Consider the following 12,492-nt stretch of genomic DNA (forward strand, 5'->3'; position numbering starts at 1 on the left):
TATATATGAAGGAAAAACCGCCTGTCATTGATATACGCGACGTGAACTTTCGTTATGACCGCGAAAATGTTCTCGAGCGGATTAATCTGTCGATTCCAAAAGGTTCCTTCGTCGGCCTGGTCGGCCCAAACGGATCTGGGAAATCAACATTATTAAAAATTATATTAGGCTTATTAAAAGCCAAAGAGGGTTACGTAGAACTTTTTGGTGTCCCGCAAGACAAATTTAAGGAATGGGACCGGATTGGTTTTGTTTCGCAAAAAGCGAATTCGTTTAATACTGGTTTTCCGGCAACTGTTTTTGAAGTCGTCATGGGCGGACTCGTTAAAAAAATGGGATTGTTCCGCCGTCCGGGCTCTAAAGAAAAGGAAGCGGTAGAACAGGCTGTTCGTGCTGTTGGAATGGAGTCTTTTTTAACACGTAATATCGGTGATTTATCCGGCGGCCAGCAGCAGCGTGTATTCATCGCCCGGGCTATCGTATCTAATCCATCTGTTTTAATTTTGGACGAGCCAACAGTTGGGGTAGACAGCCAAAATGTCGAATCGTTTTACCATATGCTGACGCATTTGAATCAAGACCTGGGGATGACGCTGCTGCTTGTCACGCATGACATTGGCGCCATTACTGACAAAGTGACACATGTAGCCTGCTTAAATAAGTATCTGCATTTTCACGGCAGTATGCAGCAATTTGTAGAACTGGATGAGCAAGAACTGTCCGATTTATATGGACACGGCATCCGCCTGCTTGATCATCATCACGATCACTGAAGGGAAGACCATTATGATAGAAGCTATTTTCACCTATGAGTTTTTGCAGAATGCGTTTTTATCCGGCGCGATTATTGGTATTATCGCGCCGCTGCTTGGCGCATTCATAGTAGTACGCCGTTTGTCTCTCATTGCAGATGCGCTAAGCCATGTTACGCTGTCAGGCATTGCGGCAGGCCTGCTTCTTGGACAAACCTTTCCGGTGCTTTCCGCTGTAAACCCGCTTTATTTTGGAATGGTATTTTCCGTTGGGGGCTCCCTGCTGGTGGAACGGCTGCGAAACGTATATAAACATTATCAAGAGCTGGCCATCCCGATTATGATGTCCGGGGGAATTGGACTTGGCGTTATCCTGATTTCCATTGCAAACGGGTTTAATACAGATTTGTTCAGCTATTTATTCGGCAGTGTCAGCGCGGTGAGCCGAAATGATTTATATGCTGTTATCGGAATCAGCCTCATTGTTCTCGTTACAGTGTACTTACTGTATAAAGAATTGTTTGTTTTATCGTTCGATGAAGAGTATGCAAAAGCCTCAGGCATCCCATCTAAGGCCGTACATCTCGCATTTATTATTTTAACAGCTCTTGTGATTGCCGTTTCAATGAGAATTGTCGGTGTTTTGCTTGTGTCGGCTTTAATGACACTTCCTGTTGCGGCTGCTATGCGGATTGCGAAAGGATTTAAGCAAACCATCTGGCTGTCTGTTTTATTTGGAGAAGTTTCCGTGATTGCCGGCTTAATCAGTGCTTTTTATCTTGACCTGGCACCGGGCGGTACGATCGTTGTAACGTCTATTATTATTTTATTAGGAGTAATTTTTTGGAAAAAAGAGAAAAACTAGTAAAGAGGGGTCCATCATGAATTTAACAAAAGCGATGGAAATCATGAAAGAAAAAGGCTATAAGCAGACAGGAAAGCGGGAGGAAATGCTGGCACTGTTTGCAAGACAGGATAAATACTTAACGGCAAAGGATGTTCTCGAAGAAATGAAACATGACTATCCGGGCCTGAGTTTTGATACGATTTACCGTAATTTGGCTCTTTTTGCTGAAATGAATATATTGGAAGAAACCGAGCTGTCGGGCGAGCGTCATTTCCGCTTTGCCTGTTCTCACAATCATCACCATCATCACTTTATCTGCATGGAATGCGGAAAAACAAAAGAAATAGATATGTGTCCCATGAACGAAGTGAGGGAGCTCGCAGGCTGCGAGATCACCGGACACAAGTTTGAAGTATACGGCAAGTGTGAAAAATGCATGAAAAAAGCGTGACCAAAAGAATTTCTTCTGGTCACGCTTTTTTATGTGTGTATAAGCGGACGGATTTCGCCTTGCTCAAGCCACTGTTGCACCCATAAATCCGCTTCATGCCAATTGTTCACGCGAACGACATGATCAGGAACGGGATCTTGGTTATAAGGCGTGTTAAATAAAACAACGGGAATATGCAGCTCTTCCGCCAGCGTAACGGCATTGTCGTGTTTATCCTCAAAGAAAATATCCACCTTGTGCCGTTTTGCTGCTTCCACTTTATCGTGAGAGCCGATTAATTCAATATGATCATAATAAATTTGCTTATCTTGAAACCACTGCTCGGTGACATCAAAAAGATGCTGGCGTCTTGCGCTTATAAAAAGCAGGTGAAACCGTTTCTGCCATTTTGCTAAAATGCTGTCCGCTCCCTCCGCCAAAGGGGAAGCGGCATAAATAGCAGGCTCTGTTTGATCAAACCAATCCCGCATTTTGTCTGGCGGAATGTTCAAAGCAGCTGATAAATCATACTGTTTGATATCCTCAAGAGTAATATTAAGCGAGAAAGCTTCGTTAATAAAAGGAACAAGGCTTGCTGGACAGGTGACTGTACCGTCAATATCTATACCGAAGCGTTTTTGTGACATTGCAATCACTGCTCGACCGCAAGCGCTTGTTTCCGGTGATACTCTTCCGCAATCAAATCGATTTCTTTTTTCAATTCTTCAACCATTGTTTCTTCCGGTACTTTTCGAACTGTTTTACCGTGGCGGAACAGGAGGCCTTCACCGCGGGCGCCCGCAATACCGATGTCCGCTTCGCGTGCCTCACCTGGACCATTTACTGCACAGCCAAGTACCGCGACTTTAATAGGAGCTTTAATCTTGGAAATATACTCTTCTACTTCATTTGCAATCGAAATCAAGTCGATTTCAATTCGGCCGCATGTTGGGCATGAAATAAGTGTAGCGGCATTGGCAGCCAGGCCAAATGATTTCAGCAATTCGCGTGCTACTTTCACTTCTTCAACCGGATCGGCACTTAGTGAGATACGAAGCGTGTTCCCGATTCCTTTGCTTAAGATGGCACCAAGGCCCGCCGCACTTTTTACAGTTCCTGCAAAAAGAGTACCGGATTCTGTGATCCCCAGGTGCAGCGGGTAATCAAATGCTTTTGCTGCTTTTTCATATGCTTCAATGGCTAAGTTTACATCCGATGCTTTCATGGAAACAATGATGTCATGGAAATCAAGATCTTCTAAAATTTTAATGTGATGAAGAGCACTTTCAACCATGCCGTCTGCTGTCGGATAGCCGTACTTTTCAAGAATTTTGCGCTCTAAGCTTCCGGCGTTAACGCCAATTCGAATCGGCACACCTTTCGCTTTTGCTGCGTTTACAACAGCCTCCACTTTCTCACGGCGTCCAATGTTGCCCGGGTTGATACGGATTTTATCAACGCCTGCTTCAATCGCCTTGAGTGCTAATTTATAATCAAAATGAATATCAGCAACGAGCGGAATGTTAATTTGGCTCTTGATCGCCGCAAGCGCGTCTGCAGCGCGCTCGTCCGGAACGGCAACGCGTACAACTTGGCAGCCCGCTTCTTCAAGCCGGTTTATTTCAGCAACTGTTGCTTCAACGTCGTGTGTTTTTGTTGTGGTCATACTTTGGATAACAACCTGGTCGTTTCCGCCAATCGTTAAATTGCCAACTTTCACTGGACGGGTTTTCGTGCGGTGGGTGATTTCACTCAATGGTGATTCGCTCCTTTAAAAGTTAATCTGACTATCATATCTGTTTCATTCTATCAGAGGAACGGCTGTTCAGACAACAATTCCGTTTACCTTGCTGCGTCGGGCAGCCAGCGGATAGAAAGATACAGCATAATCGTTACAATGAGCAAGTCTGCTGCGTATGCATAAGAAAAAGTCCAATTCGCCCATTCCATTAGCACAGTGACAAAAACAGACAGTGTAAGCGCGTGGGTGCTCAGTCGAAATAAATGCCGGTATTCGCCGCGTTTACTGCGAATGAATACTAAAAAAAGCCCAATACCGGCAAAAACCGCTGCCTTTAAAAACAGCCCAAATGACAGCAGAATATAATAGAAAAGGAGAACAACTGGTATATAAATAAAGATTGTTTGGCGTGTGAATTCTTCGTTTGCTGCCAGAGCAGGCAGGATACTTTCAATCGCTTTTGCAGGAGAAGAGCCGGCTGTAAGATGGGTGAAAACGGACAAGCAGGAAGGAAGGCATAAAATAAAAGACAGGATAAAAAGATATTGAATCGTTGTGCCGATCCCCAGCAGGCGGGAAGCAGCAATATATTTCGGCGAGTAAAGACTTTTAAATAATCTCTTATATAGCGGCATAAACCAAGATCCTCTCATTTAATGTAATCTCTTTCATTATATAGCAGGAGAAAGAGCGAAAGCCATCCCGGTTTCAAATCAAAACGGCCGTTTGGACCCTCTATTCATCTGCGGGCATAATCATTGCGCCGTGTTCACAATTTTGTTAATCTTAGTTATGTTAGGTAAATCACTTTATTTTGGGAGGAATTAAACAATGGCTTTTGAATTACCACAGCTACCTTATGCGTATGACGCACTAGAACCCCACATCGATAAAGAAACAATGAACATCCATCACACAAAACATCACAACACGTACGTTACAAACTTAAACGCAGCCCTAGAAGGAAATGAAGAGCTTCTTTCTAAATCAGTAGAAGAAGTGATTGCAAACTTAGATGCAGTTCCTGAATCTGCACGTACTGCGGTTCGCAACAACGGCGGCGGCCATGCAAACCATTCTCTTTTCTGGCAGCTTCTTTCGCCAAACGGCGGCGGCGCGCCAACTGGAAAGCTTGCGGAAGCAATCGATGCAAAATTCGGAAGCTTTGACGCGTTCAAAGAAGAATTTGCAAAAGCGGGAGCTACACGCTTTGGTTCAGGCTGGGCATGGCTTTCTGTTGCAAATGGCCAACTTGACCTTTCAAGCACACCAAACCAGGACTCTCCAATTATGGAAGGAAAAACACCAATCCTTGGCCTTGACGTTTGGGAGCATGCGTACTACTTAAATTACCAAAACCGTCGCCCGGATTACATAGCTGCATTCTGGAATGTAGTAAACTGGGATGAAGTTTCAAAACGCTACGAAGCAGCTCTTTAATATAAGTGCTCATAAAAGCCGGTCCGATTATCGGGCCGGTTTTTTGGTGGAAAAAACCCGTTGATTTCGATACAATGAATAATAGAGTAAATGAAACGAAGAAAGGGTTAGGCGGTTGAAAAAAGCGAATAAGAAGAAAAAAACGCATGTACCGTTTCGAATGAACATGCTGTTTTTTGTGGTTTTCCTATTGTTTTCGGCTCTGATATTCCGGCTTGGTATTGTCCAAATTGTACAGGGAGAAGATTATCAGCGCAAAATTGAGCGGACAGAAGATGTAACGGTGAACACAAGCGTGCCGCGCGGGAAAATTTATGACCGATACGGGAAAGTCGTAGTAGATAACAAGCCGCAAAATGCAATTACGTACACACGTTCTTCTAATGCAGATCCAGAAGAAATGATGAAAACAGCAGAAAAGCTTGCCCAGTTAATTGAAAAAGAGACGGATCAAGTGACGGAGCGTGACAAAAAAGATTTTTGGATCACGAAACACCCGAAAAAAGCAGAAGCAAAAATTACCGATGCAGAATGGGCTGCTTACAAAGAGGACAAGCTTACAGAAGATGAAATTTACGACATGCAGCTGGATCGGATTACAGAAACAGATTTAAATGAGCTGACTTCGGCGGAACTTGAAGTATTAGCCATTTACAGGGAGTTTACAGCCGGTTATGCGCAAACCCCGCAAATTGTTAAAAACGAAAATGTGACGGATGTAGAATACGCTGTAGTGAGTGAGAACTTATCATCCCTTCCAGGTGTGAATACAACCACCGACTGGGAACGTTCGTATGCATATGATGCTACGTTAAAAACGGTGCTTGGCAATATTTCTTCTTCTAAAGAAGGGTTACCAAGGGAAATGGCGGACTACTATCTGGCACGTGGTTACAGCCGCAATGACCGGGTAGGAAAAAGTTATCTGGAATATCAGTATGAAGATGTTTTGCGCGGCCAGAAAACGAAGATGAAAAATGTGACCGATAAATCAGGAAATATCCTTGATTCGGAAATCATTACGGAAGGCCAGCGCGGAGATGATCTGGTTCTAACCATTGATATGGATCTGCAAACATCTGTAGAAAAGATTATTGAAGAAGAGCTGATTAAAGCGAAATCAAGTTATCATCCATTTTTGGACCGGGCATTTGTCACTATGATGGATCCAAACACGGGTGAAATTCTTGCCATGGCAGGGAAACAATATACAACGTCTGATGGGCAACCGAAAATTGTCGATTTTGCACTCGGTAACATGACTACATCTTATGCAATGGGCTCGGCTGTAAAAGGAGCGACTGTTTTAACAGGGTATATGACAGGGGTCAATGAACCGGGTGAACGCATCGTTGATGAGCCGCTTTATTTTGGCGTGACGAAAAACTCAAAAAGTTCCTGGTTTAACAGAAGTGGCGCCATGAGTATTAGTGATACCTACGCACTAATGCGTTCTTCCAATGTATACATGTTTAAAACAGCAATGGAAATCGGCGGATCGGGCTATGTACCGCATGGAAGATTGAGAATTGACTTTGACGCGTTTACAACGATGCGCAGTTACTTTAATCAATTTGGCCTCGGCGTAAAAACAGGTATTGACCTGCCGGGTGAACAACAGGGGTATAAGGGAATCATTAATGAAACCGAACCCGGTAAGCTTCTGGACTTCTCTATCGGCCAGTTTGATACGTATACGCCGCTTCAGCTTGCGCAGTACGTATCTACCATTGCAAACGGCGGCTACCGCATGCAGCCGCATATTGTTAAGGAAATCAGGAAGCCGATTTCTTCAACCAATAAAATTGGTCCGATCGCGGAAGAAATTGAGCCTAATGTGTTAAATACACTGGAGCTTGAACCTGGATGGATCGAACAAGTGCAGGAAGGCTTCCGCCTAGTTGTTCACGGATCCGAAGGAACAGCGGCAAGCTATTTTGGGGATGCCCCTTATAAAATGGCAGCCAAAACAGGAACAGCTGAAGGTGTATATGACGGTCCTTTAAAAGAAAAAAATAAAAACGAAATGACCTGGAATGTGACCCTTGTTGGATACGCTCCTTATGACAACCCGGAAGTAGCGATGGCCGTTGTGGTTCCATGGGCATATGAGGACAGCTCAAGTTCGATTCCGATCAACCATTATATCGGCCGCCGGGCAATGGATAAGTATTTTGAGCTGAAAGAACAAAGAGCCAGTGAAAAACCAGCCCAGGCCGTGATTGACCAGGATATTGTGACAAAAACAGGCACAGAAACATCTGATGCAGACGAATCTGAAACAGAGGAATCTGAGGACGAATAAAAAACAGCCTTTCCGCTTACTTTAACGGAAAGGCTGTTTTTTGTTGAAAAGATTATACCTGTTTTGATGGGTTCAACGAATGTATAAACACGATAAGAAGGGATGTCAGAAAATTTTAAAAATAATTATTTTTTATGGTAATCGCTTTCAATGATAAAAATCAACATTTATTTCTTAAAATCGTCTTCGATTTACAAAACCTTAACATTTCATTAAAACCTTATTAATACTCATCCTTTATTGTATTCAATGTAGCAGATAACAAAAAAAAACAAACTCGCAGGGGGAAATGAAGAATGAAACCAGTAAAAGTTCTCACGCTATCAGCACTAGTAGGATCAGCACTTGTAATGGGTGCATGCGGAAATAACAATGCTGATAATGGAGCAGGAGGAAATGGCGAAGAAGGACAGGATGCACAGCTTCAAGGCCAAATCTCAATCGATGGTTCATCAACAGTTTATCCGATTGCTGAAGCGGTAGCAGAAGAATTTATGCTTGAACAGCCGGATGTGAAAGTAACAGTCGGATTATCTGGTACAGGCGGTGGTTTCGAAAAGTTTATCGCTGGCGAAACGCAAATGAGTAATGCATCTCGCCCGATTAAGGATGAAGAAGTACAAGGCCTTAAAGATGCGGGTGTTGATTATACAGAACTTCAACTTGCTTACGACGGGTTGTCTGTAGTCGTTAATAAAGAAAATGACTGGGTAGATCAATTAACGGTCGATGAGTTGAAAAAGCTATGGCTTGATAATGGCAAAACAAAAAAATGGTCTGATATTCGTGAAGGCTGGCCGGCTGAAGAAATTAAATTCTACTCTCCAGGTACAGATTCCGGAACATTTGATTATTTCGATGAAGTAATTCTTGACGGAGGTCAAATCGACAAGTCCGCTACACTTTCTGAAGATGATAACGTTCTTGTACAAGGTGTAACAGGAGACAAAAATTCAATTGGTTACTTCGGCTATGCATACTACCTTGAAAACAAAGACAACTTGAAAGTGGTACCGATTGTAAATGGAGAAGGAAAAGCCGTTACACCAGATGCTGAAACAATCAAGAGCGGCGAATATGAGCCACTTTCACGTCCATTGTACACATATGTAAGCAACTCGGCTGTTAAAGAAGATGAAGCAGTAAAGGCTTATACACAATTTACACTTGAAAATGCAGCAGCTCTTGCAGAAGATGTGGGATATGTAGCTCTTCCTGAAGAGGAGTACACAAAGCAGCTTGAAACAATTGAAGGCTTAAAATAATTGTCACTGGATTAAAAAAAGCGGATAAAGAAAAATACACCAATAGAGGGCAGAGCCCTCTATTGGTGTACACGGGTTGAAAGGAGCAAGATTGGGTTGAAAACAACAAACAAAGAACTCAGTCCTGTTCAACAGCTGCTTGAAAAAAAATATAATAGCGGCTTTTTGAACAGAAGTGAAAAAATTATTCCGGCGGTTTTGTTTCTTATGGCTGCCGTTTCAGTGTTAACTACACTCGGAATCGTTTTAACACTGATTTTTGAAACGATCACTTTCTTCGGTGATGTTTCGATCGTTGAATTTTTTACAGCTAAAGAGTGGTATCCATTCTCAGGAACGGATCCTGTTTACGGTATTTGGCCGCTTGTATTGGGTACATTAAAAATAACGATAATTGCTTCATTATTTGCTATCCCAATCGGGCTTGCAGTAGCTTTGTATTTAAGTGAATATGCAAGTGCGCGCACACGTAAAATTATGAAGCCAATTCTCGAAGTGCTTGCTGGTGTTCCGACTATTGTTTATGGCTTTTTTGCCTTAACATTTATTACTCCGGTTTTACGCGGTATTTTCCCTTCGCTTGAAATGTTTAATGCGATCAGCCCGGGGATCGTAGTGGGAATCATGATTATTCCAACAATTGTTTCCCTGTCTGAAGATGCTCTTTCTTCGGTTCCAGAATCTGTTCGCCAAGGTGCGCTTGCACTCGGGTCGACAAAATGGGAAACTGCATCAAAAGTTATTTTCCCGGCCGCTCTTTCCGGTATTCTTGCATCGATTGTGCTTGGTGTCTCCCGCGCTATCGGGGAAACGATGATTGTATCCATTGCAGCAGGATCAACGCCATCTGCATCCCTGGATTTAACAACATCCCTACAAACAATGACATCCTACATTGTACAGGTTACGACTGGTGATGCAGGATTTGGCACGACGATTTATTACAGTATTTATTCTGTCGGCTTTACATTGTTTATTTTCACCCTTCTGATGAATATACTAGCTCAATTCATCTCGAAGCGTTTCAGGGAGGAATACTAATGGAAAACACTGCACGGGTTAAATCAGAAGAAATGGTAAGCCGTATTGACGGCCGCCTAGCAAAAAATAAAGTCGTCAAAGGAATTTTCTTGACGGCAACGATTTTTACGTCCATTATTTTAATTGTGCTGCTTTACCGTATCATTTCACAAGGTGCTCCTTATTTAACATGGGACTTTTTCCAGAATTTCGCGTCGCGCCGTCCTGAGCAGGCGGGAATTAAAGCAGCTGTTATTGGTACGCTTTGGATGATGAGTGTGGTTATTCCTACAGCCGCTATTTTGGGAGTCGGTACAGCGATTTACCTGGAAGAGTATGCAAAGAAAAACAAGTTAACTCGCTGGATTCAAATGAATATTTCAAATTTAGCGGGTGTGCCTTCTGTTGTATTCGGTCTTCTTGGCTTAACTATTTTCGTTCGTGTGTTTGGTTTTGGAAATAGTATTTTAGCTGCAGGCTTTACAATGGCTCTGCTTGTTCTTCCGGTTGTCATCGTAGCAGCCCAGGAAGCGATACGCGCTGTTCCAAAAGAACTTAAGGAAGCATCATTTGGTCTTGGTGCAACAAAGTGGCAGACGATCTACCGAGTAGTTCTTCCGTATGCGATACCGGGTATTGCAACAGGAAGCATCTTAGCTTTTTCACGTGCTATTGGTGAAACGGCCCCGCTTATTGTTGTCGGCATTCCAACATTCGTTGCGTTTCTGCCATCTGGCTACTTGGATTCATTTACAGCACTTCCAATGCAAATTTACAACTGGACAAGCCGTCCGCAAGTTGACTTCCATAACCTTGCAGCTGCGGGTATTATCATCCTGCTGGCCGTGCTTATTTTAATGAATTCTGTTGCAGTCTGGATCCGCAACCGTTATCAGGCAAGATAATAAACCTTGGGAAATTGCGATTGAAAACTTGGAGGGAATGTAAAATGGCGTTAACTGCTGTAAATACAACGAAAAACAACCAGTCTGTTCAAAACGAGGAACTGTTCGTATATAACACTAAAAATTTAAACTTATGGTATGGAGAGCATCATGCTCTTAAAAACATTAATTTAGGTATTAAAGAGCGGGAAGTCACAGCGATTATTGGTCCATCAGGCTGTGGAAAATCAACATACATTAAAACATTAAACCGCATGATCGATCTTGTGCCGGGGGTAAAAACAACAGGACAGATCGAATATCGCGACCGGGACATTTTCAGCAAAGATTTTCTTGTAGAAGAATTGCGGACACGTGTCGGCATGGTATTCCAAAAGCCAAATCCGTTCCCGAAATCTATTTATGAAAACATTGCATTCGGCTTGAAAATTCACGGTATTAAAAACAAGCAAATCATTACTGAAACAGTGGAAAAGAGCTTGCGTGGAGCAGCCCTTTGGGATGAAGTAAAAGACCGCATCCACGAACCTGCTTATGGTTTGTCAGGTGGACAGCAGCAGCGTCTTTGCATTGCGCGCTGCCTGGCTCTTGAGCCGGATGTTATTTTAATGGATGAGCCAACTTCTGCATTAGACCCGGTTTCAACTTTAAAAGTAGAAGAACTTATTCAAGAACTAAAAGAAAAATACTCCATCATTATCGTGACACACAATATGCAGCAAGCTGCTCGTATCTCCGATAAAACAGCTTTCTTCTTAAACGGAGAAGTTGTGGAGTTTAATTCTACAGATACTATTTTTAACAATCCTGCAGATAGTCGTACAGACGATTATATTTCAGGACGCTTCGGATAAAAAAGAAAAGCCGGCGCTTTAGCGCCGGCTTTTTTGTTAGGCTGTTTATTTTGTAAGTGCGTCAGCCACTTCTTTTTCTGTCATGTCTTTTTTTAAAACAAACGACCCTGTTTGCAGCTTATCTGCGTATCCATTGGATGTTAAAAATTGATTAAAAGCTGCTTGATCCTGGATGATGCCGGATTCCTTTAATTTGGCCGCAATTTCATTAGAAGACATGCCGGATTCAATTACAACTGTAACGGATTGAACAGCCGTTTTGGGGGCTGTCGTTTCTTTTTGGGCAGAATCAAGCTGTTTTTCTGTCTGTTCGTTTTCTTTTTTTTGAACGACATAATTCTCTGCCTCCAGCCGTTGAATCATTTGTTGTGCTGATAGTTCGATAGGGCGCTCGGACGCTGTTTGATCAGAAATATACAGGGCTGCTGAAGCCGCAAGAAGACCGAAGCCGAAAGCGCGAATAGGCTGTTTCCTCATATTGATGAACTCTCCGTCTGCATGTTTTCATCCAAAATGCTCTTTACCTGCTCGGTTGAAAGAGAGGATTGTGCAGCAATTTGGGCAATAGGTGTGCCCTGCTCATAAAGGGCAATCACTTGGCTTTGAATAATCTTATTTACAGCAGCCGGCTTTTCAGTATGTACAGCAGGTGTTTCTCCAATGAGCAGCTCTTCCTCAAGCACTTTTAATTTTTTGTTAAATTGATAGTGCTCCTGCAACATTTTCATGGATAATTCCTCAATTTCTTTTTCGAGCTGCCGCTGCTTATCGGGCAGAAAAAAGGACAGCAAAATAAAAAAGGCACCGGCGCAGGCCAATCCGATGGTTAGTTCATTCATATCAAATCTCCTTTCGTTTTCTTTGTCCATATTGTACCACATCGTATCCGCAGGAAGGGGTGCGTTGGGCAATTGCCGCCTGCTATTGAACGTG

The 12,492-nt window shown here is 42.9% G+C and carries 14 protein-coding genes; 9 read left to right on the forward strand and 5 right to left on the reverse strand.

Annotation, left to right across the window (positions count from 1 at the left end; genetic code table 11):
* Positions 1 to 5 precede the first annotated feature (5 nt).
* The 3 genes from L2D08_RS09100 to L2D08_RS09110 are packed head-to-tail and all read left to right on the forward strand — an operon-like array spanning position 6 to position 2,050.
* Positions 6 to 773 carry a metal ABC transporter ATP-binding protein gene (locus L2D08_RS09100; protein ID WP_242233441.1) on the forward strand — a complete coding sequence of 256 codons (768 nt, stop codon included), beginning with the start codon at positions 6 to 8 and terminating at the stop codon, positions 771 to 773.
* A gap of 13 nt (positions 774 to 786) precedes the next feature.
* Positions 787 to 1,617, forward strand: coding sequence for a metal ABC transporter permease (locus L2D08_RS09105; RefSeq protein ID WP_242233442.1), 831 nt, complete (start codon positions 787 to 789; stop codon positions 1,615 to 1,617).
* A gap of 16 nt (positions 1,618 to 1,633) precedes the next feature.
* The gene (locus L2D08_RS09110) at positions 1,634 to 2,050 is read left to right on the forward strand and encodes a Fur family transcriptional regulator (RefSeq protein WP_242233443.1); all 417 of its coding nucleotides are present in this window, start codon (positions 1,634 to 1,636) and stop codon (positions 2,048 to 2,050) included.
* 29 nt (positions 2,051 to 2,079) lie between these two features.
* On the opposite strand, the gene L2D08_RS09115 is transcribed toward L2D08_RS09110, so the two are convergent.
* The 3 genes from L2D08_RS09115 to L2D08_RS09125 form a co-directional block, all read right to left on the reverse strand.
* Positions 2,080 to 2,676, reverse strand: a complete 597-nt coding sequence (locus L2D08_RS09115) for a hypothetical protein (RefSeq protein WP_242233444.1) — start codon at positions 2,674 to 2,676, stop codon at positions 2,080 to 2,082.
* A gap of 5 nt (positions 2,677 to 2,681) precedes the next feature.
* The gene (gene ispG, locus L2D08_RS09120; protein ID WP_242233492.1) at positions 2,682 to 3,776 is read right to left on the reverse strand and encodes a flavodoxin-dependent (E)-4-hydroxy-3-methylbut-2-enyl-diphosphate synthase; all 1,095 of its coding nucleotides are present in this window, start codon (positions 3,774 to 3,776) and stop codon (positions 2,682 to 2,684) included.
* A gap of 95 nt (positions 3,777 to 3,871) precedes the next feature.
* Positions 3,872 to 4,423, reverse strand: coding sequence for a DUF1189 family protein (locus L2D08_RS09125; protein ID WP_242233445.1), 552 nt, complete (start codon positions 4,421 to 4,423; stop codon positions 3,872 to 3,874).
* A 178-nt stretch (positions 4,424 to 4,601) separates the two neighbouring features.
* Between L2D08_RS09125 and L2D08_RS09130 the strand changes: the two genes are divergently transcribed.
* The 6 genes from L2D08_RS09130 (at position 4,602) to pstB (ending at position 11,559) form a co-directional block, all read left to right on the forward strand.
* Complete coding sequence (locus L2D08_RS09130) at positions 4,602 to 5,210, forward strand: superoxide dismutase (protein ID WP_242233446.1); 609 nt, start codon at positions 4,602 to 4,604, stop codon at positions 5,208 to 5,210.
* 160 nt (positions 5,211 to 5,370) lie between these two features.
* Positions 5,371 to 7,515 carry a peptidoglycan D,D-transpeptidase FtsI family protein gene (locus L2D08_RS09135; RefSeq protein ID WP_242233493.1) on the forward strand — a complete coding sequence of 715 codons (2,145 nt, stop codon included), beginning with the start codon at positions 5,371 to 5,373 and terminating at the stop codon, positions 7,513 to 7,515.
* Positions 7,516 to 7,811: 296 nt separating this feature from the next.
* The gene (locus L2D08_RS09140) at positions 7,812 to 8,780 is read left to right on the forward strand and encodes a PstS family phosphate ABC transporter substrate-binding protein (RefSeq protein ID WP_242233447.1); all 969 of its coding nucleotides are present in this window, start codon (positions 7,812 to 7,814) and stop codon (positions 8,778 to 8,780) included.
* A 96-nt stretch (positions 8,781 to 8,876) separates the two neighbouring features.
* Complete coding sequence (gene pstC, locus L2D08_RS09145) at positions 8,877 to 9,821, forward strand: phosphate ABC transporter permease subunit PstC (protein ID WP_242233448.1); 945 nt, start codon at positions 8,877 to 8,879, stop codon at positions 9,819 to 9,821.
* Positions 9,821 to 10,705, forward strand: a complete 885-nt coding sequence (gene pstA / locus L2D08_RS09150) for a phosphate ABC transporter permease PstA (RefSeq protein ID WP_242233449.1) — start codon at positions 9,821 to 9,823, stop codon at positions 10,703 to 10,705. The genes pstC and pstA overlap by 1 nt, the downstream gene beginning before the upstream one ends.
* A 44-nt stretch (positions 10,706 to 10,749) precedes the next feature.
* Positions 10,750 to 11,559: a phosphate ABC transporter ATP-binding protein PstB gene (gene pstB, locus L2D08_RS09155; protein ID WP_242233450.1), complete on the forward strand. Its 810-nt coding sequence runs from the start codon at positions 10,750 to 10,752 to the stop codon at positions 11,557 to 11,559.
* A gap of 45 nt (positions 11,560 to 11,604) precedes the next feature.
* Here the strand turns inward: pstB and L2D08_RS09160 are convergent, their stop codons facing one another.
* Together L2D08_RS09160 and L2D08_RS09165 are read right to left on the reverse strand one after the other, a co-directional pair.
* Complete coding sequence (locus L2D08_RS09160; RefSeq protein WP_242233451.1) at positions 11,605 to 12,036, reverse strand: endolytic transglycosylase MltG; 432 nt, start codon at positions 12,034 to 12,036, stop codon at positions 11,605 to 11,607.
* The gene (locus L2D08_RS09165; protein WP_242233452.1) at positions 12,033 to 12,398 is read right to left on the reverse strand and encodes a helix-turn-helix domain-containing protein; all 366 of its coding nucleotides are present in this window, start codon (positions 12,396 to 12,398) and stop codon (positions 12,033 to 12,035) included. The genes L2D08_RS09160 and L2D08_RS09165 overlap by 4 nt, the downstream gene beginning before the upstream one ends.
* Positions 12,399 to 12,492 lie beyond the last annotated feature (94 nt).

Origin of the sequence: Domibacillus sp. PGB-M46, assembly GCF_022668875.1 — a bacterium.
Taxonomy (GTDB): Bacteria; Bacillota; Bacilli; order Bacillales; family Domibacillaceae; genus Domibacillus.